The sequence below is a fragment of the Nocardia puris genome, from assembly GCF_036051655.1.
Classification (GTDB): Bacteria; Actinomycetota; Actinomycetes; order Mycobacteriales; family Mycobacteriaceae; genus Nocardia; species Nocardia puris.
This window is the reverse complement of sequence record NZ_CP107943.1, coordinates 4,351,707-4,374,430: the sequence shown is the minus strand read 5'-3', so window position 1 is coordinate 4,374,430 and position 22,724 is coordinate 4,351,707. Positions and strand designations below refer to the sequence as shown.

25 protein-coding genes are annotated in these 22,724 nt (G+C 62.1%); 3 read left to right on the top strand and 22 right to left on the bottom strand.

The window, feature by feature from the left end; all coding sequences use genetic code 11:
* Nucleotides 1-35: 35 nt before the first annotated feature.
* The 11 genes from OHB21_RS20200 to OHB21_RS20150 form a co-directional block, all read right to left on the bottom strand.
* Nucleotides 36-671, bottom strand: a complete 636-nt coding sequence (locus tag OHB21_RS20200) for an antirestriction protein ArdA (RefSeq protein ID WP_147265877.1) — start codon at nt 669-671, stop codon at nt 36-38.
* Complete coding sequence (locus OHB21_RS20195) at nt 664-1,101, bottom strand: hypothetical protein (protein WP_147265878.1); 438 nt, start codon at nt 1,099-1,101, stop codon at nt 664-666. The genes OHB21_RS20200 and OHB21_RS20195 overlap by 8 nt, the downstream gene beginning before the upstream one ends.
* Before the next feature lie 106 nt (nt 1,102-1,207).
* Entirely contained in the window at nt 1,208-1,576 is a 369-nt protein-coding gene (locus OHB21_RS20190; RefSeq protein ID WP_067512435.1) for a hypothetical protein, read from the bottom strand.
* 113 nt (nt 1,577-1,689) lie between these two features.
* Entirely contained in the window at nt 1,690-2,277 is a 588-nt protein-coding gene (locus OHB21_RS20185; RefSeq protein WP_067512437.1) for an MT-A70 family methyltransferase, read from the bottom strand.
* Nucleotides 2,267-3,274, bottom strand: coding sequence for a replication-relaxation family protein (locus OHB21_RS20180; protein WP_084538012.1), 1,008 nt, complete (start codon nt 3,272-3,274; stop codon nt 2,267-2,269). The genes OHB21_RS20185 and OHB21_RS20180 overlap by 11 nt, the downstream gene beginning before the upstream one ends.
* A complete protein-coding gene (locus tag OHB21_RS20175) occupies nt 3,271-5,463 on the bottom strand; it encodes a type IV secretory system conjugative DNA transfer family protein (protein WP_067512439.1) in 2,193 nt (730 codons plus the stop codon). The genes OHB21_RS20180 and OHB21_RS20175 overlap by 4 nt, the downstream gene beginning before the upstream one ends.
* Nucleotides 5,460-5,675 (bottom strand): hypothetical protein, encoded by a 216-nt coding sequence (locus tag OHB21_RS20170; protein WP_067512441.1) that lies wholly within the window; start codon nt 5,673-5,675, stop codon nt 5,460-5,462. The genes OHB21_RS20175 and OHB21_RS20170 overlap by 4 nt, the downstream gene beginning before the upstream one ends.
* 243 nt (nt 5,676-5,918) lie before the next feature.
* Complete coding sequence (locus OHB21_RS20165) at nt 5,919-6,125, bottom strand: hypothetical protein (RefSeq protein WP_067512443.1); 207 nt, start codon at nt 6,123-6,125, stop codon at nt 5,919-5,921.
* Between the two features lie 2 nt (nt 6,126-6,127).
* Entirely contained in the window at nt 6,128-7,519 is a 1,392-nt protein-coding gene (locus OHB21_RS20160) for a hypothetical protein (RefSeq protein WP_067512446.1), read from the bottom strand.
* A gap of 113 nt (nt 7,520-7,632) precedes the next feature.
* Nucleotides 7,633-8,838 carry an OmpA family protein gene (locus tag OHB21_RS20155; protein WP_170160788.1) on the bottom strand — a complete coding sequence of 402 codons (1,206 nt, stop codon included), beginning with the start codon at nt 8,836-8,838 and terminating at the stop codon, nt 7,633-7,635.
* Between the two features lie 44 nt (nt 8,839-8,882).
* The gene (locus OHB21_RS20150) at nt 8,883-9,461 is read right to left on the bottom strand and encodes a hypothetical protein (protein ID WP_147265879.1); all 579 of its coding nucleotides are present in this window, start codon (nt 9,459-9,461) and stop codon (nt 8,883-8,885) included.
* A 103-nt stretch (nt 9,462-9,564) separates the two neighbouring features.
* Here OHB21_RS20150 and OHB21_RS20145 point away from each other — a divergent pair, with 103 nt between their 5' ends.
* Nucleotides 9,565-10,689 (top strand): hypothetical protein, encoded by a 1,125-nt coding sequence (locus tag OHB21_RS20145; RefSeq protein ID WP_147265880.1) that lies wholly within the window; start codon nt 9,565-9,567, stop codon nt 10,687-10,689.
* 254 nt (nt 10,690-10,943) lie between these two features.
* Here OHB21_RS20145 and OHB21_RS20140 read toward each other — a convergent pair whose 3' ends face one another.
* A complete protein-coding gene (locus OHB21_RS20140; RefSeq protein ID WP_067512452.1) occupies nt 10,944-11,321 on the bottom strand; it encodes a phosphotransferase family protein in 378 nt (125 codons plus the stop codon).
* A 94-nt stretch (nt 11,322-11,415) separates the two neighbouring features.
* On the opposite strand from OHB21_RS20140, the gene OHB21_RS20135 reads away from it, so the two are divergent.
* Nucleotides 11,416-11,619: a hypothetical protein gene (locus OHB21_RS20135; protein ID WP_067512454.1), complete on the top strand. Its 204-nt coding sequence runs from the start codon at nt 11,416-11,418 to the stop codon at nt 11,617-11,619.
* A 43-nt stretch (nt 11,620-11,662) separates the two neighbouring features.
* On the opposite strand, the gene OHB21_RS37560 is transcribed toward OHB21_RS20135, so the two are convergent.
* The 9 genes from OHB21_RS37560 to OHB21_RS20090 form a co-directional block, all read right to left on the bottom strand.
* Nucleotides 11,663-12,217, bottom strand: a complete 555-nt coding sequence (locus OHB21_RS37560) for an L-threonylcarbamoyladenylate synthase (protein WP_407675253.1) — start codon at nt 12,215-12,217, stop codon at nt 11,663-11,665.
* Between the two features lie 86 nt (nt 12,218-12,303).
* On the bottom strand, nt 12,304-13,293 hold the full coding sequence (locus OHB21_RS20125; protein WP_147265881.1) for a hypothetical protein: 990 nt from the start codon (nt 13,291-13,293) through the stop codon (nt 12,304-12,306).
* A 165-nt stretch (nt 13,294-13,458) separates the two neighbouring features.
* Nucleotides 13,459-14,211, bottom strand: a complete 753-nt coding sequence (locus tag OHB21_RS20120) for a phytanoyl-CoA dioxygenase family protein (RefSeq protein WP_084538016.1) — start codon at nt 14,209-14,211, stop codon at nt 13,459-13,461.
* 15 nt (nt 14,212-14,226) lie between these two features.
* Entirely contained in the window at nt 14,227-15,012 is a 786-nt protein-coding gene (locus tag OHB21_RS20115) for a creatininase family protein (RefSeq protein ID WP_084538017.1), read from the bottom strand.
* A complete protein-coding gene (locus OHB21_RS20110) occupies nt 15,009-15,803 on the bottom strand; it encodes a class I SAM-dependent methyltransferase (RefSeq protein WP_067512459.1) in 795 nt (264 codons plus the stop codon). The genes OHB21_RS20115 and OHB21_RS20110 overlap by 4 nt, the downstream gene beginning before the upstream one ends.
* On the bottom strand, nt 15,800-16,873 hold the full coding sequence (locus OHB21_RS20105) for an HAD family hydrolase (RefSeq protein ID WP_170160789.1): 1,074 nt from the start codon (nt 16,871-16,873) through the stop codon (nt 15,800-15,802). The genes OHB21_RS20110 and OHB21_RS20105 overlap by 4 nt, the downstream gene beginning before the upstream one ends.
* The gene (locus OHB21_RS20100; RefSeq protein ID WP_170160790.1) at nt 16,854-17,912 is read right to left on the bottom strand and encodes an enolase C-terminal domain-like protein; all 1,059 of its coding nucleotides are present in this window, start codon (nt 17,910-17,912) and stop codon (nt 16,854-16,856) included. Before OHB21_RS20100 ends, OHB21_RS20105 begins: the two co-directional genes overlap by 20 nt.
* Nucleotides 17,909-19,957: a phosphoketolase family protein gene (locus OHB21_RS20095; RefSeq protein WP_084538020.1), complete on the bottom strand. Its 2,049-nt coding sequence runs from the start codon at nt 19,955-19,957 to the stop codon at nt 17,909-17,911. The genes OHB21_RS20100 and OHB21_RS20095 overlap by 4 nt, the downstream gene beginning before the upstream one ends.
* A 2-nt stretch (nt 19,958-19,959) precedes the next feature.
* The gene (locus tag OHB21_RS20090; protein ID WP_198161853.1) at nt 19,960-20,856 is read right to left on the bottom strand and encodes a radical SAM protein; all 897 of its coding nucleotides are present in this window, start codon (nt 20,854-20,856) and stop codon (nt 19,960-19,962) included.
* Between the two features lie 659 nt (nt 20,857-21,515).
* Between OHB21_RS20090 and OHB21_RS20085 the strand changes: the two genes are divergently transcribed.
* Nucleotides 21,516-22,214 (top strand): hypothetical protein, encoded by a 699-nt coding sequence (locus OHB21_RS20085; protein WP_147265882.1) that lies wholly within the window; start codon nt 21,516-21,518, stop codon nt 22,212-22,214.
* Between the two features lie 145 nt (nt 22,215-22,359).
* Here the strand turns inward: OHB21_RS20085 and OHB21_RS20080 are convergent, their stop codons facing one another.
* Entirely contained in the window at nt 22,360-22,689 is a 330-nt protein-coding gene (locus tag OHB21_RS20080) for a hypothetical protein (RefSeq protein WP_157115918.1), read from the bottom strand.
* Nucleotides 22,690-22,724 lie beyond the last annotated feature (35 nt).

Sequence of the window (22,724 nt, the reverse complement as noted above, 5' to 3'; positions counted from 1 at the left end):
CGCTTTCTCGCAAAAATGCGCCTCCATTTGTCGAACTAGGCTTGAATGCTGAATATCCACACGCCGTTCTCTGCGGGCAGTGGCACGATCACGCCGTCGGCCTCCAATTGAGCAGCCACAGCTTGGTAGTCGACAGCAACGAACGGACGGATCTCCTGGGGCATCGCCCGGTCGAGAATGGCCTCGTACGCCATCGGCCGGAGCTGTTCGCGGATGAAGGCAGCGGCCGACTCGTAGTGCCCCTTGTAGGCGCGGGCGAAGTGGTACAGCGGCTGACGGTCGTCTTCGTTGTATTTGGCCCAAGCGGCGAAAGCGGGGCCGTACTCCTTAATGCCGATGGCGATTTCGGACAGCGTGTCGATGCTGTCGACACCTTCGAGTCCGATCGCGCCGGTGGTGACGTCGAAGGCGCCGTAGTCGCGGTAGTCCCAGATGTACAGCGGATTCCCGGCGTGCTCCTCGTCTGTCAGCGCGCTGTACATTTCGGCCTCGATGTCGCGTGGCGACCGGGCCATATCCAGCCAGAGCCCAGCGGTGAGCTCGGTCCGGAGCGGCAGGCCGCGGGTGACATAGATCCGGGGGTTGAGCTCGCGTGGCTCGGGTTCGTGGCTAACGGCGCGTTCGAGCTGGGGCGGATGTTCGCCGTGTGAATGGGGAAGGCGTTCACTCACGACCACCTCCTTCCCCAGGCGCGGATGCCGTTCGTCCTGGTTCGCCTGAGATTTCGTGGCGGATCAGACGAAGGGCGACAGCTTCGAGCGCCCCTTGCAGGTCGCTGGTCGTGAGTTTGTCGTGCTCACCGGCGAAGCGAACGATCTCGTTGAAGACCTGGTTGGCCACGGCTGCTTCGGCGTGCATGTTCCCCTCACTGGTGGGGTCGAACTGATGCGTGAACCGCACGACTTTGGCGGCGACGCGGGCTGCGGCTGCGTGGTCGCCAGGATGTTTGGCTAGATTGTCCACGGCGGCCAGCAGGGCGTCGCTGATCGTCCACAGCAGTTCCCATTCCTGGTCGCTGTCGTGTTCTGGGAGCGTGGCTGGCATGGCGTCGGGCTCCTGGCGGTGCTCACCTGAATTATGTTGCGGATAGTGCTCTTTCATAGGCTCCTTTCGGGTTACGCTTGTGTGTTCGGCCGGACGGGTGGCAGAGAGCGTGAACGCTCGATCTGTCACCCGCCGGCCGTCACCGGGGGTCGCTGAGTGGGACTCAGCTGTCCGGCTGTCCGCTGTCCTGTTTGCCGGTGCGGCGGGTCCGGGGGCTAGGTTTGCTCTCGGATTCGCCGGTTGCCGTGTCATCCTGGGTGGGCGGCGGTGGCGTGGCGGCGAACAGGTTGGCGATGGCTGCCTGGCGGGCACGCGCTTCTTCTTCGATGGCGGCGCGAGCGGCGTCGGCTTTGGCCATCAGCTCGGAATCGTTCTTGGCGGCGTCGATGTAGGCATCGACGGCTTTGAAGCACTCGGTCTTCAGGTTGCTGCCGCGCAGTTCGGCGATCCAGGTGAGCTGGGCGTGCCGGGCGGTGTCGATCCGGATGGCAAGGGTGACTTCCTTGCCGCCGGACACCTCGGGTGTGGACATCGCTCCTCCTCGGTGCGAGCGGCCGGTAAACGCTTGCTGCGCTTACGGGTACGGCCGCATGACACCGAGGAGCCAAAGCTACGGTCCCGCGCGAGCCAGGCTCGGAACCGTGTTCATCCGGCTTCTCCCTGCCGGAATTTCGAGTCGGACGGCACCGGGTAGCCGGCGATGACAATGTCGGAGTCGATTTCGTTGCCCCAGGCATCCCAGCCAGGCTGCGACCTCCGGGCAAACAGTTCGAGATACGGGCCCTTCGAAACCCGTTCGATGATGGCGTACTGTTCCTCCGGCTTGTGGCTGTGGGACTGGAGCGGCGCGAACACCCAGGTCGGCTGCGCCTTGAAGTTGACCGGAGCGCGACCTCGGGTTCCGAGGATCATGTGTTCGGTGGTGTTTCTCAGGTAGACGCCCAGGCCGAGGCGCGGTTTGACCCAGGTGAGCGGACTGCGCGGAACGAACCCCCATGCCTCCATAACGTCGTAACCGATGCGCAGAGTGGCATTCGTTACCCAGAGCCATAGGTGGGCGTCGTCCTCGGCCAGATCGGCGACGGGGATGGCCTTGATTTGTTCGACGGTCATCAAGGGGTAGTGCTGGTCCGCGCCGCGGCCTCCGGTCTGGTGGATATCCCAGGGCGGGTCGGCCATGATCGTGCGGTAGCGGGTCCTTCGTGTGGGGTGAATGTGATCGCTACTGGTCATATTCGGCTCCTTTCTGCATGGCGAGGATGAGGTCGTGGGGTGCGATGATCTGGAACAGACCGTCCGGGAGGTGGCGGTCCTTGGCGATGGCCTTGCGCAGAGCGGCCCGCCGCCGCTTAGCCTTGGCTTCGGTATCAGCAGTCATCGACCAGACGACGGTCGGGAAGGTGTTGTCGGCGCGCTCCTGTTCGATGCCTTGACGGCGATATGACTCGTAGTCACGGCACTTCTTCAGCAGGGTCGGCAAATGTTCAGTGCCCATGTCGATCTCGATGAAGGCTGCGTCGACGTAGTCGCTCCCCGGCGGTGTCGCGGTCTCGGCGTACAGGTCAGGCTTGAGGGTCAGGCGTGCACCACCGACGCCAACGTACGTCCGCCAGGAGGTGGGCTCGATCTCGCAGCGCAGCAGTTCGAGTTGCCGGGCACGATCGGCTTGGACGAAGGCCACGTGAGCGTCGGCAATGCCCAGCTGGTGGTCAAGGAACCGTTGAGTTGGTTGTTCGAACCTCCGCCTCGCAGTACGTCCGCTGTCCAGGCGCAGCAGCCGGTCGCCAACTTCATCGACGTAGTGGACTGAGGCACTGCTGCCCGCCTGGTGCCCACCGATCCGTTGCGGCAAGCAGCTAAGAACGCGGTGCCGCCGGAGCCGTGCCAACACCCGTTGGGCCGACCGAAGTCCACTGGATTCAGGCTGATCGCCAAAATGCAGCGAACGGATGTGTGCCACGGACAAGAAGCGGTGTTCATCGACAGACCGCAGGATCGACCAGTCCCGCTCACTGAGCTGCTGGGCGAGCCGGGCCAGGTCGCGAACCGGCCGCCGAGCAGGCTGTGTGGTGCCCGAAAAGGCACCATCATTCCCCTCCCGCAAGGCAGGAAACTGCGGGGTCAGAAGGGATTTCGTGGTCAGGCCGGGACGAACAGCGGGACGAATACCGCTCCCAGATGTCGTTGCTTCATCTACGTCACTACTTCCGTACGACTTTTCAGACTTCATGACTGCCTCCTTCGGCGTCCGCCGCGTGGGTTGTCCATGTCGCCCGCCACCTGGTCAAGCAGTTCGGTGAAGCCCTGCTCGACTTCGTCGAGCGGCTGGCCGTAGCGTTCGCGGGACAGGCGCCGGATCTCATTCGGATCCGATGTGGCCGGAGGTGGTGGCAGTGTCACGCCTGACGCCCACGGCTGGACCGTGTTGTCGCGCATGGCGTTGACGTAGACATGGTGGGCAGGCAGCGCGCCGAAGTCCTCGGGGGCGAGGACGGATTGTCCGGTGGCCATGTCCTTGGCGTCGCCGGATTGGAGTTGGAAGGTGATGCGGCTTCTCGCGTTGTTGCGGAAGGCGTCCAGCATCGCGGGCGGCAGCTGCTTCTGGTACTGGTGCGCCAGGTGGAATCCGGCCCGCAGGCTGCGAGCGGTGGCGAGCGCATCGCCCAAATCCGTTGGCAGCTTGAGGTAGTCCTGGACTTCGTCGATGTAGACCATCACCGGCGTCCGAGTGTCTTCCGGCGTCCCGGCGCGCTCGCGGACGGCCTGCCAGAGTTCGGCCAGGATGATGGCCCCGAGCAGGGTTGCCGACTCCGGCCCGATGACGCCCTTCTGGAGCGGTACCAGGAGCACCTTGTTCTCCCGGAGGACTTGCCGGATGTTGAACTTCGGGTTGCGTTGTGCCAGCACCGCTCTCAGCTGCCGGGTCAGCAGGGGCCGGAGTTTGTTGCTGAGCGGGGCGATTTTGGTGTCGACCGCTTCGGGTGACAGCGAGTCGAACCATTGCCAGAACGGCCCGGCGGCGAACGGATCTTCTCGGATCACCCGCTGAGTGAGCGACCGCCGAAACCCCGGGTTGGTCAGCAGCAGCGGCAGCATGGTCAGGCTGGCGTCGTCGCGTTTGGCCAGAACCTCCAACGAGTTTCGGAGGATGTCGGCTGACCGCGGCCCGAGGTCGCCGTGGATGGCGTGGATGGTGCCGAACAGCGAGTCGGCGATCACCTCTGGCGTTCGGCCGTCGCTGTGCGCCAGCGGGTTGATGCCGACCGGCGCGCTGTCGAGCGGGTCGAGCAGCACGATGTCGGCTTTGCGGTGGTCGGGGATGCGCGCCAGGATGTCGGCCACCAAGTCCTTCGGCTCGATCACCACCACCGGCCGGCCCGCCTCAAGGTCCTGGACGATCAGGTTGAGCAGCAGGGTCGACTTGCCGGTTCCGTTGGGCCCGATGACCCAGGTGTGGCGCATGGCGTCGAGCACGTCGTAGCCGATCGTGCCGCTGACCCCAGGCGCGTTGGCGGTCGCGATCACCCGTTTCCCGCTGAGCAGTGCCGGGGTTGGTCGGACCGGGCGCGGATGGATAGGCGGCTGGCCTGGGAACCGGTCGTCGCGGTTGTCCGATACCGGCCAGGCCAAGAGGTGGCTCACTTCGGGGACGCTGAGCGGCTGGGCCGGGGTCAGGATCGACCAGGTGGCCTTGGGCTGATTGACAGCGCCGGGCTTGTCGTTCACCAGCTTCAAATGCGCCCCAGGCGTTTCCACCGTCCCGATGGCGGCAGCCAGTCCGAGCAGCAGGGATTTCCTGCGGTCCGCGGCAGCGGCCTGCACGCCGAGCCGGATAGCGGCAGTGAAGCCATGCTGGCCGAGCTTGCGCAGGAGGGCTTGTTTGGCGTTCGGGCGCCGGTCCGGCACCAAGCCGCTCCATACCTTTGAGGCTGTCGATTGATGGCTGCCGGTGGGCCGTTCGGTCGGGAGCATCGGCTGGCGGCGCGGCCCGAGCACCAGCTGGACGACCAACCGTTCGCCGGGGGCGTTCACCGCGGTAAGTGCGCTCAGGATGGAGCGGCTGGTGGCCACCCGGTCCGAGGGCTCCAACGGCCAGTCGGTCGCCGTCAGTTTCAGCCGACGCGCGGTCGCGATCTCACCTCGTTCGTTGCTGTCGAACGGGGTGACCACCGATCCCGGTACCAGCTGTTCAACCGAGCGCCGTACGCCATGGGCGTGCCGTAGCTGGGTGCCGACCAGGTATTCCACCCCGTCGACAGTCGAACGAGCCTCAAGAATCAGCTGCGGGGCGTGTTTCTGCGCCGCCCAGTCCCGGAGAAGCGCCAGGGCCGATGCCTCGCGAAACGGGCTGGGCCAGAATAGGAATTGCCAGACCAGTGAGTCGGCTGTCAGTTCCGGCGTTGCCGGGATGGTCGTCATTGGCGGTCTCCTTCTCGGACCTCGTCGCCCGGTGCGGCATCGGCGCCCGCGCTGTCGGCATTCGCCTTGGCGGTGTCCGTGTCGGCCAAAGCAATCGCGATGACGGCGCGGCTGAGCTTGTGCAGGTCAGGCGGATTGCGCTTCTCGCTGCGTACCGTGATGGTTCGCTCCGCCCTCGTGGATCCGCTGCGCCGCTTGGCTTCTCGGTCCACGCGGCGATGGTTGGGGCGTCCTGTTTTAGACATAGCTCTCCTCCTTGTCGAATTAGGTTGGTATTTCGATGAACTTGCGCCGAACGCTTGGTCGGCACTGGATTTGCGTACGCGCAAAATCCGTTCTGCGATTTACTATGAATTGCGCGGCTGCGGGGTCAAATCAAGATTGCAAAAACCACCACACCGGCGCGAACACGGCTTGCCGTAGTAGAAAAGGCGACATTATTGGCAGAATTTCGCCTACCAACCGCCACGCATCTTCCGGTAGATCGCGATGCCCGCGACCGGGACGCCGACGAGGGCGGCGATCCCGATTACGAGTACCAATGCGGGCCAAATAATTTCGATGACCGCCACTGCGGCGTAGAGGGCAACAGCGCCGACCAGGAAGGCGACACAGGCGCGCTTGAAGGCTTCGGCCAGGCCCGACGGGGAGTCGCCGCTCATACTCACCACTCCCCGTCAAGTTCGTCGGTATCATCCCCAAGGTCGTCGTCGCCCAAGCTCAGGGCGAACGCTTCGGACGCCGCGGATTTCCGCGCGCTGGCCGTCTTGGTGCTGCCAGCGGTGAACTCATCGAGCTTGTCCATCACCTCGTCGAGGACGGCGTGGTCGATCGTGGTGTTGGGCGCAATCAGGTTGGCGTGCGGGCTGCCGCCATTCGCGCGGATGGTGGCGTCGGCACCACAGCCCTGATGGTAGGCGCGGGCCAGCAGCCGAAGCTGATCGGCGCCCTTGACCGGCTCGCCCATCTTGGTGAGCGTCGCGCCGTAGACCCGCTCGGCCCGCAATCGGATCCGCGCCAGTTCGGGGCCGATGGCGTCGATGCGCCGCTGCATAGCAACCCGACGTTCCTCGATCGGCCCGAGAACCCCGGCCAGCTGGGCGATCTCGTCGGTCTGCAGCGAACCGTCTCGGTAGTGGACGAAGAACACCACCGCGTTCACAGTGATTACCACGATGGCGAAGAAGCCCCCGAGCATCACCGCGCCCATGGTGCCGCCGCCCGCGGCCAAACTCTCGCTGATAATCCGGTAGGCCATCAGGAGCCCCGCGCTGATCGCCAGCGCCACTGACAGCCCGCCGAACAGCAGCGGGATGACCCGCGCTCCCCCGTCCGGCATGGCCAGGTGTCCATGGGCGTCCTTGTAGCCCTTGAGTTCCCGACCGAGGAAACTGAGACCGACCGCCACCGCCAGCGTGCCGAGCAACGCGAACACCATGCTGGTGAGCAACGGCACCAGGCCGCCGCCCCATGCCGTGCCGTCCCCAGCCGTCAGTCCGGCAAGATCGACGTTGAACACCTGCGTGGTGAAGTGAAGCAGCACCGGGAAGTCCACCACTGCGGCCGCGATCGCCACGGCGCGCAGCGGCCGCGACACCAGACGGTGCTTGAGGCTGCCCTCGTCCCGCTCGCCGGTGACGGCGGCGCTGACTGTGCCCATGCGCTCGCGGACAGCTTTGGCCGTGGTGATCTCGCCGTTCGTGCCGGTAACGGACGTGGTGTCGAGCCGGCTGAGTTCGGCGCGCAGGACGGTCTCCTCGCCGGTCAGAGCGGCCGCCTGGTCGAGCAGCTTGGCCAGCTCGTCGGCGCCCCGTTCCCGGGCGTGCTCGGCGGCGGCCATGCCTTTGCTCGCCACGAACGCCTCCATATTCGACAAGCTGTCCGGCTCCCGGGTATACCCGATACGTTGCTGCTCCCTGGCCAGGGCGTCGACCTGAGCGACCCAGTCGCGCGGGATCGGGCGGCCGGTAGCCAGCGACCAGGCCATGTCGGAGGTGGGCACCGCCGGGGAGCGGGACGTGGTCGTGGGCGGGTCGGTGGCTTTGCGCAGCGACACCGGAGCAGATTCGGGCACACGCCCGTTTGTCGCGGTAGGGATAGCAGTCATGGCGAAATCTCCAATCGTGGTGCTGGACAGGGGTTGAGGAGGTGGGAGCTGGGGCACGGGGGTCACCGCCGCGCGAGTAGGAAGGTCATTTCGACGCGCCGGTTCTGCTTGGCTTTCGCTTCGTCGAACACGCCGTTGGTGAAGTTCGGGACGACGGGTTCGTGGGCATCCCGGCCAGCAACCGCACCGAGGACACCGCTCGGAAGGCCCAGGGAGACCAGGCGATCCGCGACGGCACGGGCACGCCGCTGGGCCAAGTTGTCCCTCGCGTCGCCGGTGCCGGTGTCGGCGATATGCCCGGTGATATCTACGCGCCTGATATGGCAGCGGAATACGGCCTCGGCAAGGGGGCGGAGGACATCGTCGGCTGACGCCGGCAGGACCGCGCTGTCCGGGGCGAAGTGCAGTACCGCGTCCGACAGCCGTGTCCACACCGGGCAGCCGGCCTCGGTGTAGGCCTCCGGCACCGGCACCACCGGCACTGGCGCCGTCGCGACCGGTGGCAGGGCTGTTGCTGACGGAGGAGCAACGCGGCAACTGGCGGCCCCCGACCGCTCGCACAGCTGGTGATGCAGGGATTCGATGAACGACCGGGTGAACGGCGGTAGCACCGGCTGCTGCCCGGCCACCACACCCAGCCCATAAAACGTCACGTGACGGCCAGGCAGGCGGGGTATGAGCCCCTGCTTTTCCACGCTGTCGATGACGGCATGCGGGTCGGTGCTCCACCCAATACGGCGCAGATCCACCGGCGCCTCGGTGCTGACGCCGGAGGTGAGGACGTGCAAATCGCCCGGTAACTGGCCAGCCCGATCCAATAGCGGCAGGACGCCGAGGCCCGGCTCGGTGGCCCTCAGCGCCCCCACAGTGGCGGCGAGATCATCGAGGGCAGCACGGATTTGGCGGTCGGCATCAGCCTGGGCGTGCTGGACTTGCCCGTTCGGCCGGAGCGGCGTCAAGTCGTGGGTGACCACCTCGCCGGTGGCGCTCATGACCACGTGGACGGTGGCGTCGCCGGGACGCTTGGCGCGCTTGGCCATGGCCACCAGCCCGCTAGCGAGCGAGTCCGGCAGCGAGGGGCGGGGTTCGGCCGCGGTGGCGGTGGCAACGATGGTGACCGCCGTGGTTGACGGGCTCTCCGACGGGGCGCAGCTGGTGATGCAGAGCGCCGCCAGCGCCAGCACGAGGATGGCGACCAGCGCCATCCTCGACGGCCAGATCGGCGCGAACGGCGCCACCGCGGTGCGCCTGGTACGGGAAGCTGGCATGCGGAAACTCCTTACCGGTGAGATGGATTCGGCAGCCGCGCAGCTCACGACGGCCGCGGCCAGCGCAGAGCCCATTCGGCGAGCAGCCGCTGGTAGCCGGCTGCGAGGTCGTGCACGTGATCGGCGCTGGTGGGCGCCCCGATCTCGCGTGCATTGGCGAAAAGGGTGATGCGGGACCGCAGTTCGCGAATGCCCTGGAAGACGTACGCCGTGATCTCGTGCACGGTCGACGGGTCATCACCCTCAGGGACAGCCAGTCCGGGGCCGGACGGTACCGGCGTGGCGTCAGGCTCATTCGCGGTGACGCCGCCCGAGGTGAGGTCAGAACCGACCTGTGCGGCCGCTGTGGGCCATTGCCGTATCCACTCCAGCAGGCCGGTGCTCAGCGCGCCGGACAGCTCCCAGGCGTAGGCAGCGATCGTTGGCGCGGCAGCGTAGTGGTGGTTCAGGAACTGCCGCAGGCGATCGTCGAACTGGCCGTGCTCCACGAGGACGTAGTTCAGGATGTCCGACGCGGTGGTCAGATCGTCCCCGGGCGGGACCAGTGGGCACAACTCGTCGGCCAGCTGCAAGCGGGAATAGGCGGTAGGCGCTGTCGCATCCATTTGCGCTGTCTCCTCCATTCAGATGAACGTCGCCGGTTCGTCCGGCGTACTTCGAGGAGAACCCCTGGGCTGTCGGCGAATCCGGTGGACGGTCCGGCATGAACTCGGGGAGAATCTGGGCATGTCGGCATCAGGGGGACTTCCAGACCACGCAGCGGTCGCCCGCGAGCTCCGTGCCGTTCGGGAGAAGGGGCTCGGTGCCTTACGGCGTCTGAACCTGCCGGTGCTGCACAACGTCGCCCGCCAGGTCGACCTAACGACCACCGATGTCGAGCCAGAGCCGGCAGCGATCGAAGCGTTGGTACGCCAAGCAGTCGACCACCTCGATGGCGGCGAGTTCCAGGAGGCCGCCGAATACACCTTCGGCCTCATCGGCGGCACCAAGTTCGCGCCCAGCACCGAGCGCCGCCGCCAAGCAGCCAAAGCCGCAAGCATCCAGCCCGAGACGTTCCGAAAGGGCATGGAGAAAGACATCATCGAACAGACCGCCGAAGCTGTGCTTGCTGTCTGCCACGATGCCGCTATGCGTCGGGCCCACCTAGCGATGGAGCGCCGCCACCCCGCAGATAGCCGACTGGCAGTGGCGTGGGTAGAACGGTTCGAGGCCTACTACCGGATCTGGACGCCTGTGTACGCGCTTGGCGCTGACCTCCGCGCAGCGCTCCAGACCTACCAAGAAGAACCCGCCGACCACCTGCCGTGGGACCCGGACAGCGACGAACCATTCGACCCGATCAAGGAAGCGCAAGGGTACGCCCGTAGCGCCCTGCACTGGTACGCCCGGTTCCTGCTGGAGGAGCGGCGGTTCATCGCCAAACACGGTGGCCTGTGGCTACTTTCCGACGCTGACGTCGAAAGTGAGGTCCGGGACGCTGTGTTCCGCGTCGGCTGGCACAACCCGATCAACGAGGAGAACGACTCGTGGCTCCGGCGGACGCTGGCAACGCGACAGCTCGAAGAGCCCGAGCTGTTCTACCGGGCCCTCGAAACCTCCGCCCAAGGTGAGATGATCCACGCCATCTGGCAGAAGTTCGTCCTCGACGGCCACCAGTCCGAAGTCGACGGCGATACCTCAAAAAGCCAGGTACACAGCACCATCCAGGCGTGCGACGACTACACCAGCAAGGTCGACGAGGACTGGATGAAGATCGCGGACTGGTATGCCCCGGGACAGGCGCCGCCGCGCGGCGTGGACGGTGCAGCGCTGTACGACGGGCTATTGTCGAGGAATGACAGTAGAGGCTGAGAATCGTCAGCGCAGGGTAATGTAATCAGTTTCGTGTCATGACGATCGGACGATTGATTGGTTAACGATTGATGTCGTGCGGCGAGCTGTTGGCCTAACGCCATCGAGCTTCCGCTCGGCATCGGTGGTGACGGTTCAGCGGTAGTCGCTTTCAGTACGGCTCCGTGGACCGTGCCGATACACCATGCGTGCCTGTGCCGACGACGAGTGCCGCGACCACAGGGCCATCGCCGTTGCGCAAAACTGGCGCTCAACTACGAAGCCGCGCGCCACAGCGTCCGGCGATCGCCCACTCTCAAAGACCGGACTCGCACCTCCAGCTGCTCAGCTGCGGCCGGCTTGTGCGGCGCCAGCCGAATGTACGACGCGATCGAGTGCAACTCGGCAATGTCCCGAAGTAGCCGCCACCCCGGCCAACTAAGCATGTCGTAGCCGTAGGCGCCGAGGAACCCGCGCCGCTCAGGCTCCGGACGCTGGAAGTGGTCCGGCAACCCGCCAATGAGATCCAGTTCTCGTGGGCCGATGCAGGATTGGTCCCAGTCGATCAGAACGTAAACATTTCCGTTCCAAACGACGTTCTCGGTGTGGGCATCGGCATGGACGACGCCGATACCGAGCGGAAAGTCGGTCACGCGGTATGCCTCGACACCAGCTGAGTTCTGCGGCGCAGGGGGATGGGGCAGAATTCCCGCCGCGGCGGGTGTGGCCGGACGATGCGGGATCGGTATGAGCAGGCCGGAACCGATGCCGGAGCGGGCGTTTGTGCAGGCGAGCGGCAAGCTGGCGGAGTTTATGTGCCAGGTACACCTGATGGAGCTGACGCCCGAACGGGCCCGCGAGCTTCGGTATGTCCACCGGTTTCATCACCCAGACGAGTGCCTCGTGCACCTGGAGGCGGCTTATCTGCTGCTGACCGAGGATGGCGGCTGAGCGATGGCGCCTTTCCTCGTTGCCATCCCCTAGGCAGAATCGGTCATCTTGGGGCGCTGAGCGCTGCGGCTATCGCACGTGCGTGTATCAAACCATGTCGAGAGACGGTAGTTCGAGACCCTGTACAGTCCATTATGGTCAAGTGGTCAGCGATTGGACAGATCCCACCGTCAACGCAGACAGCGACCTCAAGTCCGCTCGTATTCACGAACTCCTGGACCTCAGCGATCGTGATGGACGGACCTGGGCCCACAATTCCCGGGGTACCAGAGATATTCGCCGAGGTGGCTGCGATGGGGACAGGTGAGCGCACTGCCAACTCTCCGAGTAGGCCGACCTCGTTGACGACAAGCGCATTCGGTGATCCGACTGCCGCGTGCCTCTTTCCGTTTCCTGCGTCTCTCCAGGGAAGTATCAGCGCCAGATCACCAGGCCAGAATGCTGCGGCGAGTTGGTGAGCATCGTCACTGAAGACAAAGAGGTCGGCTGCTTCTCCTGGAGACCGGACGACAAGTGCGAGCGGCTTGGCGGCTGGTCGACGCTTACCTTCATAGATACGATCGCAGGCGACTGCGTCGCGCGCATCGGCACAAATCATGTACCACCGATGAGTTGGGATAACTACCAACTTACCGGCCGCCACTGCGTCGACCGCGACATCCAACTGGGTTGGCTCAATAATCTTCATGCACAGTATTCCTCTACATCCGATACCGGAATCAGTCCCTGACTGCGAAAAATCCGAAAGGCGTCGGCGCGACTAATCGGAGTTATGCCGCCATCAAATATCCGAGTTCGCTTCTGCGCTGTCGACCTCAGACTACGCGCCAGATCTTCCAGCGGGTCGGCAAGTTGTTCAGCCGCCTGGTCCCCGCAATCGCGGAGGCACAGGTCTACTGCCGCCAAAGGTGCAGAATCGGGGGCGATTTGGTCCAGCAGGCTGAACCCTGCGCAAACTCTGGGATTAATCTCGTGGATGCGATAGATTCCGTCCTGAATCACGCCGTCTACTCCGAATGCGCCAGCGTAACTGGTGTTTCGATGGAGCCGTCGCCCCAAAGTTTGGATAGCCGAACGGGCGTTTTCCAGCTCGGAGGCAGACAGCTCAAGCGGCCAGACGATACCCGGAGCATGTACTCGCCATGTTCGCTGATCCCAAAATACCAGCGCTTCAACGGGACCGAACTCGACCACCCAATTGCGAGCCAGGAAACCGTAGAAAGTGCATGGAATTCCGGTGTGAAGAGGACGAAGTACTACCGTGTCACAGTCTCGACCGAGTCGGCGTTTCAGTGCGGCGACGTTGTCACTGCTCGCATCCTTGGGGACGATGTAGGTGTGGCTCGATGACATTGCCAGCCCCTGACGCGGGATTCCCTGGATCACTGTTGGAGCCGGGACACCCCAATTGAGTTCGACCGAGCATACCGTGCCACCAACCAGCCGAGCCTGCATGTCTTTTCGTTCCGCGTCGGCCTGAACGGCCGTCCGTGCGCCTAACACCGGCCGACCGTCGACCTCCCTCACCGAGGCGAAGGAGCCAGCGTAGAGAAACGCGGAGCGGTGAGGGTCGATCATCTCAAGTCGGCTGCGTAGATCGGTTGGAGGTGATCTCAGGGTTGCCTCATACGCTGCGAAGCGTCCCTGAGTGTTGTCACCCTGATAGTCGAGCATGACGCTATCGACATGCGCTGCCGATGCCGCTTTGAAGAAGGCTGCCAGTTGCGTGCTGTGAGCTGCCGCGCCAACGAGTAAGACAGTCCGGCCGCGGACCAACGGAGCTACCAACCCAAGGGAGGTTTGCCGCAGGGGCACAGATGAGAGGTTCACAAGGTTCAGCTAGCGCCCTTGCCTAGATGCAACCAATGCAGGAAAGTCCAGCCATGGGTCTTTCAGTGCGGCCAGACGCCTCGACTGGTGGTCGACATGCGAGACGCGGAAGTACACCATAGTCCGCGGCGTGCTCGTTATGTTCGCACCGACCGCATGTGGAACCAGGTGATGCATTAGTAGCACATCACCGGGTTTGCCCAAGAATGGAATGCCCTTTTCCGAGTCGACATCCGGCGGTGTTTGATGAGTCAACCCGAGCGCCCATTCATCACGAAACCACTCCGACATTCGCAGGTGGCCACCAGGCTGGTAGTGGAGGGCGCCACCACTCGGGCTCCCGATATCGGACAACACCACTCCGACAAGAAGCGAGAACGTTCGAAGCTCGTTCGGGTCGAGATGAGGACAAGCCACCCCGTCGACGTGCATCGCCTTGGTCGGCTGCGGTTTGTGTAATTGGTTCTGCGGTAATCGGATCTGAATCTGGGCCGTCTTCACGGGACACGGCTCACCTACCAACTCTCGTACGGCACCGGCAACTTCACGGGTGTAGTACAGGTCGAGAAGAATTGGATGGCTTCCAAGTTCCGGAGCGAACGTCCGTTGGGTATAGCCTGCCAGGTGATTGAGGTCCATACCGGTTACGAGCCAGTCGTTGATCAGCGACCGTGCGGACTCGATCCGGTCGCACGCGATCAAATCTCTCTTAATTAAGACGCCATCAGTAGCGAATGATGCGCGATCCTCGGTCGTAAGCACTGTTTCTTGCCTGCCCTAGGTTGATCTGAATTCTTCTTGTTTCAAGAGTCGTTCCAATACCGGCGGACAGTAATTCAACGCGCTTTCAATGATGGCCTCGCCGATCTCGGACGTGGCACCGCGCGGATCGCTACCCATGATGCCGAGGCTGGAGATCTCGGCATCCCTCGATGTCCATGGCCAGGTGACACCGCGGTCGAGGATGTAGTCGCGGATCGACTCGCGACGCAGATCAGCTTCGGTGAAGGACTCCGGGATGCGATCGATGTGAACGTCCGCTGGCGACAGCGCGAGCATAACGCTGGTCTCGCGCATGCCAGCGTGAATTTCTGGCAACGAGGTTTGGATCTTTGCGGTGGACAGAGAACTCGGGTGCAGAACGCAAGCATTGACCCCGCAGTCTCGACGCAGCTCGTACAGTACGGCTTCTAAGATGCCGCGGTTTCCGCCATGTCCGTTGACGATCAATAGATTCCGTGCCGGTACCGATCGCGTATATGCGGCGACGACTGCCCTCAAGAGTGTGCTAAGGGTGTTAGTTGTCAACGATATCGTGCCAGCAGACCACGAGTGTTCAAGGGACAAACCATATGGCAGAGTTGGCAGTTGCCACAGATCAAAGTCATCGCCGTAACGTTCGACGATCCGCGCCGAAAACTGCTCGGCGATGACAGCGTCAGTATGCAGCGGCAGATGCGGGCCGTGCTGCTCGAACGAGCCTATCGGCAAGCACAAGATAGACTCCGGCGTTAAGCGGGACGTCTCCAGTGCTGTCAGCTGACCGAAGTTGCGTCCCGTCATCGCGGTGGAGTCCTTCGGCCTATGCGGATCACGAACTCATTGTCTTCTGGGAAGCTGTCGTCGCTACTGAATTTCGCGAGCTGTTGCCGAACGGCCTGCTCAAACTCGCTCAGCCGACCACCGAACAAGTGCGGAGCAGCAAACGATGTTGAGTAGAGATATCCGAGAATGCTCTCTGCTGACCATGTCCGGTGAACCGGAACCGTGAACTCCTCAACATGACTGAACGGCGATTCCCTCATGATTTCGCTGTACGGCCGATCATGATGCTTGAACGTGCCGTCACCAGCACGGCGTTCGTCTCCCAGGAAGTCCTTGACCACCGAGCGGACTGCGCTCTTCCAAGGACTGCCGGCTGCCCAGAAGCTACTGTCACCGAAGATGGCGACCGCGCCATCAGGCGCCACCTGGCTGTCCAGGCGCTGGAGCATCACCTCTTGGTCGATCCAGTGGAAGGCCCTACAGATGGTTACGAGATCAGCCTTCCAGTCATCCGGCGGCATGAAGTCTTCGGCTTCGATGGCCGACAGGGCGAGCGTTGTGCCGACTGGCAGTTGGGGCCGCAGCGCCGCTTCAGCAGCGGCCAGCATGTCGGGGTCATTGTCGATGGCAATGATGTCGTCGAATCGCCCCAGGAGAGCCTCGACAACCAGACCAGTACCGGTGCCGACGTCCAACAACCGGCGGGGCTTCCGTTGGGGGACCGCCTGATCGAGCAACACTGCCACAGACTCGGGGATACCTGGCCGGTACTTCCGGTAGTACTCAACGGTTCCCGTGAACATACTCATATACGGCTCCCTACCATGCGTTGGATGAGCGGGACTACCTGGCGAAGATCAGTGGCGACCATCACAGTACCGTCCTCCATCTCCTCCGGCATCGGTCGACCGCGAGAAATCCAGATTGGACGGGCCCCAGCCGCCAAAGCGCCTTTGACATCACATTGCCAACTGTCCCCGACGTGGATCATTGCCTCTACAGAAGCACCCACAGCATTGCAAGCGAAGTCAAAAGCGCGCCTATCCGGCTTTACGCATCCCGTGCGACACGAGGGAAAGAAATCCGTCACCCAAGGTTCGAACAATAAGCGGAGTTGCTTCATGTCTAAATCAACGGCGGAAACATTCGATATTGTAATCACCGTTCCATAATAACTAAGTTCTCGAACAACGTCGATAGCATGCCGATCCGGAACGAATTCATCTTCTCCGCGATCAATCGACAGAGCCGATTCAATTCCCAGCATTTCGCAAATTTCCGCCATTGTTGCACTTGAGACTTCAGGCAGCGCATATAGCTGCTCCCGTATAATATCTCGAGTCTCGTCGGGCGAGCGTTGGGAAGCTGATCGAAGCCGAGATGGCACACTCGGCGCCGAGCTTGACCCCAACGTTCCCCCGACGTCGAAACTGATGACGATGGGGCTTCTTCCATCTATCTGCGGCACAGGCGGCAACGCGCTGACTATAGCATCCACACGAGCTTCTCGGATTTCCGGTTTCACCGCCTCGGAAAGAAACGTGAGTGCATATTGGAGCTCCGCATCGTCGAGGACTGTCAAATCCCGTCGACGAGCCGACGCCGCTGCTTGCAGCTCAAAAGCTATCTGACGAGAACGTAGGCCATGTGGAATATGTAGGATTCCGGATTCATGGGCCCCGTCGGACAAGGCGCGACCCTCTGCCACTCTGAGCACGGTGATATCATCAAACGTTAGGATACGGACTGATCGTTTAATACCGTTGATCTCCAGCACTCCAGAAAGAAATGTATCATATCCGACGAGCCGCTCCGACAGGATGAAGTGATCGCCTTTAAATCGACCGGCGACAGGCAGGCTAATGGCAATTGCGGGCATCAGGCCTCCTTGGTGTCGTCCCCAATCCGCTCGTCGAAGGCACATGGAGCTCACCGTGCATAGGGAGGCATCCCTCGGCATACAGGCGCTGCCGTCGCGGCTCCCACTGCAGCTGGTATTCAACTGACTGGAAGACGTCACTATATGCGGCGGCCAGATGAATTGCAGGCATTAGTGAGCGACCATGCGGTGAGATCATTACCCCCAGCTGACGTGCCAGCAGCATGAGGCCTAGCACGCACGTGATCCCACCAAAGCCCACAACGTCGATAGTTAGGGCACGCAATTGTGCGATATCGAACTGATCGATCCTTTTATCGTCAATGGTGAAATACTCCCCAACGCTAAGCGGGACACCGCATTCAGCAATTCGCCTGTAGCTCGTGATGCATTCGTATGGGAGAGGGTCCTCAATCCAGACTATCGGTAGCCGACGGACCAAATGACAAAACTCCATTGCAAGGTCCAGGTCCCACGTTTGTAGCGCGTCGAAGGCGACTTGATTCACTGCGGACTGCGATACCTGAATTGCCAGCTTCGCGAGCCGGGCCGCGTCGCCCAGTTCGCTTCTTAATCCCCATTTAGTGAACGCCCATCCGTCCGCAGAGACCGCCTCGACTGTCGATAACGCGTCCGCTGAGGCGAGATCGAATCGAAGCCAAGATCCATAAGCTGGTACGACGGTGATTCGGTGGCTTGTAAGCAGGTCTACGACCGGCATACTCAGCAATTTCCCATGCAGATCCCATATTGCGCAGTCGAGCGTTCCTATGGCCCAGGAGCGACAGCGTTGGTCTACAACCGGACTCGGATGTCCGCGAAGGACTTCAACCGCCTTCTGGTGCTCGAATGGTGAGCAGCCGATCAGCCGATGCATGAGATACCGTTCGATGTAGCTGACGTGGTCGGCGTGGACCGGCCCATACCAGCCAGAGTGCCCAGCGGCATACACTCCGACAAAGAAGCCGGCATCGCCGTCCTCGACCTCGTCACTAAGGTCCAGTACCTCGATTTTCTCAATCGTGACGGTCGCCGTCATGCGGTTCTTTCCCGCTCTCTTGCAAGCTCGATAACCGCCTGCACAATGCCAGACGCATCTAGGCCAGCAGCGATGGCTAATCTTTGTTGCGATATCGGCGCCGGTGGTTCGCGCCATCCGATCACCCGGACGGGCTGGCGAATGCGTCCCGCCAGCAGGCCCCATATCGCAGCCGGATGTCCTAGAGTCACTACCAGCACCGCGGCGCTCCGGCCGACGTATTCGCCCCATTCATCAGGGCGCAGTCCGCGCGGCCAGTCGGCTGGGTCACCAAGCACTGTCAGATCGGCGACACCCACAACCCGAACACTGCCGACGCGCTTCCGCCTGAGCAGCGGGATTGCCGCGCCGACAGCGGTAGCGGGGATATCTCCGGCGCAGAGGATGGTCACGTCTGGTTCAGACGAGTCACTGAGATGCTCCCAGACGGACAGGCCACGTGACAGCTCCGATATCATGGACTGCGAGGGAAGCGTTGCCCGTGAATGCTTGCCCGCCACAATGACATTCACCCGGTTCGTAGAATCAAGGCTCTGCTCGAGAACAGCTCCCAGTCGCATCGGGTCGGCGGGCACGTACATGCGCACAGCCGGATCTGCTATACCCACCAGCGTCGTGATCAGGGAGGGGTCACCATGGGTGTATACGTTGTGCCATCCATATGACGTCAGCAATAGATTCAAGCTCGGGAGCTCCGATGTACGGAGGCGGCGTTGCTTCAAATGCGAAACCAGCCCGGCTGTCAGCAGAGTCGAGAATGCCTCGTAGGAGACCAGCAGACCGCGCCTGCCACTTGAGGTCCAGCCCGCCAGCCATCCGAAAAGGACTTCCTCGGCCAACACCTCGGACACCCATGAGGCACCGGCCAGCTGCCCGAGCCGGTTCGATTGCATCTCGTCGGGGCTGAAGACGCGGAAGTCGCCGCGCGCGCCGTGGGCTCCGAGCACGGAGGTGACGACATCGGTGAAATCCGAACTGGCACGTTTTGGACCAAGTGGCTCTCTCGCAAAGCTTCGATCCCGCGGCGGGGCAGAGCTATTGTCGATCCGTATCAGCTCCAGCGCAGCCTTGAGAGCGCCAGTCGGGCAACCGTGCTCATCAAATAGCAAGCGCGGCCGGTACGAGAACAACCACTCCTGCAGCTGGGCACGCTGGTCGGCCGACGTCGCCGCGGACGTCAACGGCGTCTTGTGCAATTTGGCTGTCCCGAGATACCGCACCCCATCCACGACGACGGGTCCACCCCAACCTTTCTCACACCGCAACACCAGGCAGCAACGTTGGCCACCTACAGTTTCGGCCGTTGCTCTTCGGAGAAGGTGATGGAACGCATCGTGCTCAGAGCCATCGGCAGCGTGAACGGTGAATATCCGACAACCCCAGCCCAGCGCCTCGAAATACCGCCTGACCTCGTCATTGCTCATTCTTCCCAGGATCGAACGGCTTCCCATTCGAAACTCATTGAGATGGATGATCGGTAGCACTTTCGCGTTTTCTAACTCGCGTGCCGCCAACCAGGACGCCGCCATGGTCGGTGTCTCGCATTCTCCATCACCGATGATTGGCACGATCACCTGATCGTTGTGGAGTGCAGCTCCACATGCGAATGCCAACGCACCGCCGAGGCAACCGCCGAGAAAGTCACCAGCTGGAAGGTCCGGATGGACTTCGGAACCAAAACGCGGGACATTGGGGAATGATTGAGCAAGCGCGGCCAGCCCCTTCTCATTGAGGCTATAGTCGGGGATATGTCGCCTCAAGTCGCCGGTCAGCCAACTCAATGCCAACTGGGCTACCCCGGTGTGCCCGGCACCGAGTAGGGGCACGAGGCGTACGGAAGAATCCTCCCCGGCGTGCAATCCGATATGCGCCAACAGCCACGCGGTACCTGGCACGGTGCCCCAGTGACCTGTGGGCCAAGTCTTGATGTCACCCGACCGCAGCGGACGCGTCAATAATACGTTGTCATTCAAATGTAGCTGAACGACGGAGACATACACGATCGCCCGCCACAGGGCATCAGCACAGTCTCTCAAGTCAACCATCTCTAAGGTACCAGCCGTTCACCGCCGAATGAGAAATACCACAACGGGCGGTAGCCTTCCCACGCTTGAGGTCGCAAGTTTGTGTCTCCAAATATCCGCTCGATCTCCATCCGCGCCTGCAGGTAGTATTCGATCTCGGATGCGGCCGGCGCCCGAAGTCCGGCCATGATGGCGTTATGCGCTTGGTAAACTTGGAAGTTGGGGAATTCTGTGACGTACTGGGCGAGGGGTGCAAGTCCTAACCGCAGATCGGTCAGGTGATCCAAACCGCAGATGTATGTAAACGATGTGTCCAGGCCATGCCCCTGAGCGCGACACAGGACATCCGGTATCTCGGCTGGCGTGAGGTCTGCCTTGCTAGCCTTCAGCAAGAGGTTGCGCCGAGTGAAGCACTCGATCGTCAGCCGCAGAACGAACGGCGCGACGTCAGTAGCCAATTTCCGAAACGAGTTATCGCTTCTAAGCACGGATGTCAGCAGACCGATCCGAGCGCCGATGCCATGATCCGACAGGGCACGACGGAGCCTCTCCAAGTGCGACAATGCCGCGGACTCGTGCTCAAAGCACCCAGTCGAGACAGTCACCTCCTGAAGCTCGGAAAGATCGCCCCGCGGGTGCTGTTCGCGCATCGCGTCCAGCAGTTCGGAAAGTTGGCGTTCTTCAGAAAGCCGTGGATCAGCTGCGGCCTCAAGCGTGTTAGGACAGAATGCACATCCCGTACAGCGACTACGTGCATTCGGATTCAATGTCGCCGCCTTGCCGCCATTACGAAAATAACCGCCAACTGCCTCGTCGGCATCTATCCGATGGACGGTACCCACGACCTCCGCACCGAGACGTAACTCGTTATCCACCATTATGAACGGTGATCCTGTGGCATTGAGCGGAACAATCACCATCCACGGTACTTCCATTTTGGTAGTCAGTCGGACGGTCACCCGAGCCCGATGTCGTGGCTGGTCTGAGGATATTCCGTACAGGTTTAATGCTATGAGTAGCGCATCCTCAGCTGGCACTTCATATTTGGCGGACAGTTGCTCAAGCTCATCAAGGAGCAGCGGATGGACCCGCGAGCCTACTACCATGCTTCACCCCGCAAAGAGTCCATTTTTGGGCGCCGAGACAGGCCGGATACTCCCCCGCACGTTCGACGAACGCACACCGCATCGTTCGATCACAGTTCCAGCCCTTCCACAGCGAAATAGACTGAGCCAGTAGTCCGGACCCCGTAGTCGGACGTTTGAGAGATCATCCCCAGTCCACGGCAGCTTACCGCACGTTTGTATGAGTCGCCGCCCTATGAACCAACGACGTCGACACAGCAGAGAAGTCCCAGCTCACCCTGCCGACTGCCGCAAATATTCCGGTTGATTCTACGGAGGAGCAGACGATACCTTGTCGTACGTTCACTTGATATTGCATCGGCAAGTGCATTTGCAAAGGACACTCGATGCGGTGCACAGCTCCACCCGCACCTCAACCATGCCGTATAGCTCAACTTTGTCGGCGCCCACGGCCCAGCTGAAGTCCTCATGGAGGTGCGACCTTGGTCGGACGAATGGAGCTTGCACTCAAGATCACCGAGGAGTGTGCCCGACTACCGGAACCACTCGGACGGGCGGCCGTCGTGGCCCTGGCGCTTGACAGGGAGAGCAATCAGACCGATCGCCGGTTCTTGCGCCAGCGGGTTGAGGAGCTTGCGGCAAGTCTCGATCGTGAGTCACGCACCGCCGTCCGCCGGATCGACCAAGCGTTCTTCATGTTGGCCGAGTCGATGGCAGAGACGGCAGGCACGGAAGCTCAAGGTGCGCAGGCACCGTCAGATGACGGTTGGTACACCGACTCGCTGACTGCCACCCTCCACCTGGATGAAGATCCAGTCCGTCTGATCGAAACGCGACGAATTGTGGCTACTGCAGATGAGCTCGATGAGATCGTATTCTCGTGGAGCGTTTCCGCATCCTCGGTCGAGCCGCGTCAATTGTCCGCCGAGGTCACATCCGGCGGAAAAATTCTCGAGAAGCGCACGGTCGGACGATCGCACGTTGATTTCCGAATGCGTCTACCGGAACCGATAAGCTTGAGTCAGCATCACGACTACACCGCTATTATCATCGCAGGCCCACGGCGGTCGATCCGTCCGTACTATATTGTTACACCGTGGCGCACATGTAAATTCTTCCGTCTGCGTATCTGTTTTGGGCCCAGGACTCCCGCGGAGATTTGGCGAATTCGCGGCCTCCCCTCGCGGCAGTAGTCGATCTTGAGCCCGACAGATGACATGATTCAGCACGACAGCATCGGTGAATTGCAGGTGGACTTCGACAGCCTTAGACTGGGGCGTAGTTATGGTGTGGGCTGGCGGTATTGAGGTCTATGGGCGAAAGTCGGGATGGAGCCCACTACCACTCCCACTCAAACCCAACCACCGTATGCTCCGCATAAGGTAGAAATCGATGCAGCTCGCGCGGTGGCGTGAAATCAACAGCAATTTTCTCCACCGCATTGCCGCCGTCGTAGCTGTCCCACACGCACCACCATGTTCGCCCGGGGAACGTGTCGTGGAAGATCACCCGCATATCGAAGTCATTAATACGGTTCCGCGCTGCTCGCCGAACCTGGGTGCAGGGCTCCAACATTTCCCGATGGGTAGTGAAATACTGGAGCGAGGTATGTTGCCCCATCCGAAGCGTTCGGCTCAATTTCAGCTCTACGCCGGTGAATCCGGGCACGCTGCGGCGATACCCACCGAAGCTGCCACCCGCCA

What these genes read in the sequence shown, in the direction of transcription:
- OHB21_RS20195 (WP_147265878.1), bottom strand. Translation starts at nt 1,101, where the DNA reads ATGAAAGAGCACTATCCGCAACATAATTCAGGTGAGCACCGCCAGGAG.
- OHB21_RS20190 (WP_067512435.1), bottom strand. Translation starts at nt 1,576, where the DNA reads ATGTCCACACCCGAGGTGTCCGGCGGCAAGGAAGTCACCCTTGCCATC.
- OHB21_RS20185 (WP_067512437.1), bottom strand. Translation starts at nt 2,277, where the DNA reads ATGACCAGTAGCGATCACATTCACCCCACACGAAGGACCCGCTACCGC.
- OHB21_RS20180 (WP_084538012.1), bottom strand. Translation starts at nt 3,274, where the DNA reads ATGAAGTCTGAAAAGTCGTACGGAAGTAGTGACGTAGATGAAGCAACG.
- OHB21_RS20175 (WP_067512439.1), bottom strand. Translation starts at nt 5,463, where the DNA reads ATGACGACCATCCCGGCAACGCCGGAACTGACAGCCGACTCACTGGTC.
- OHB21_RS20165 (WP_067512443.1), bottom strand. Translation starts at nt 6,125, where the DNA reads ATGAGCGGCGACTCCCCGTCGGGCCTGGCCGAAGCCTTCAAGCGCGCC.
- OHB21_RS20155 (WP_170160788.1), bottom strand. Translation starts at nt 8,838, where the DNA reads ATGCCAGCTTCCCGTACCAGGCGCACCGCGGTGGCGCCGTTCGCGCCG.
- OHB21_RS20150 (WP_147265879.1), bottom strand. Translation starts at nt 9,461, where the DNA reads ATGGAGGAGACAGCGCAAATGGATGCGACAGCGCCTACCGCCTATTCC.
- OHB21_RS20145 (WP_147265880.1), top strand. Translation starts at nt 9,565, where the DNA reads ATGTCGGCATCAGGGGGACTTCCAGACCACGCAGCGGTCGCCCGCGAG.
- OHB21_RS20135 (WP_067512454.1), top strand. Translation starts at nt 11,416, where the DNA reads ATGAGCAGGCCGGAACCGATGCCGGAGCGGGCGTTTGTGCAGGCGAGC.
- OHB21_RS37560 (WP_407675253.1), bottom strand. Translation starts at nt 12,217, where the DNA reads ATGATTTGTGCCGATGCGCGCGACGCAGTCGCCTGCGATCGTATCTAT.
- OHB21_RS20125 (WP_147265881.1), bottom strand. Translation starts at nt 13,293, where the DNA reads ATGCTCGACTATCAGGGTGACAACACTCAGGGACGCTTCGCAGCGTAT.
- OHB21_RS20115 (WP_084538017.1), bottom strand. Translation starts at nt 15,012, where the DNA reads ATGACGGGACGCAACTTCGGTCAGCTGACAGCACTGGAGACGTCCCGC.
- OHB21_RS20110 (WP_067512459.1), bottom strand. Translation starts at nt 15,803, where the DNA reads ATGAGTATGTTCACGGGAACCGTTGAGTACTACCGGAAGTACCGGCCA.
- OHB21_RS20105 (WP_170160789.1), bottom strand. Translation starts at nt 16,873, where the DNA reads ATGCCCGCAATTGCCATTAGCCTGCCTGTCGCCGGTCGATTTAAAGGC.
- OHB21_RS20100 (WP_170160790.1), bottom strand. Translation starts at nt 17,912, where the DNA reads ATGACGGCGACCGTCACGATTGAGAAAATCGAGGTACTGGACCTTAGT.
- OHB21_RS20095 (WP_084538020.1), bottom strand. Translation starts at nt 19,957, where the DNA reads ATGGTTGACTTGAGAGACTGTGCTGATGCCCTGTGGCGGGCGATCGTG.
- OHB21_RS20090 (WP_198161853.1), bottom strand. Translation starts at nt 20,856, where the DNA reads ATGGTGATTGTTCCGCTCAATGCCACAGGATCACCGTTCATAATGGTG.
- OHB21_RS20085 (WP_147265882.1), top strand. Translation starts at nt 21,516, where the DNA reads ATGGAGCTTGCACTCAAGATCACCGAGGAGTGTGCCCGACTACCGGAA.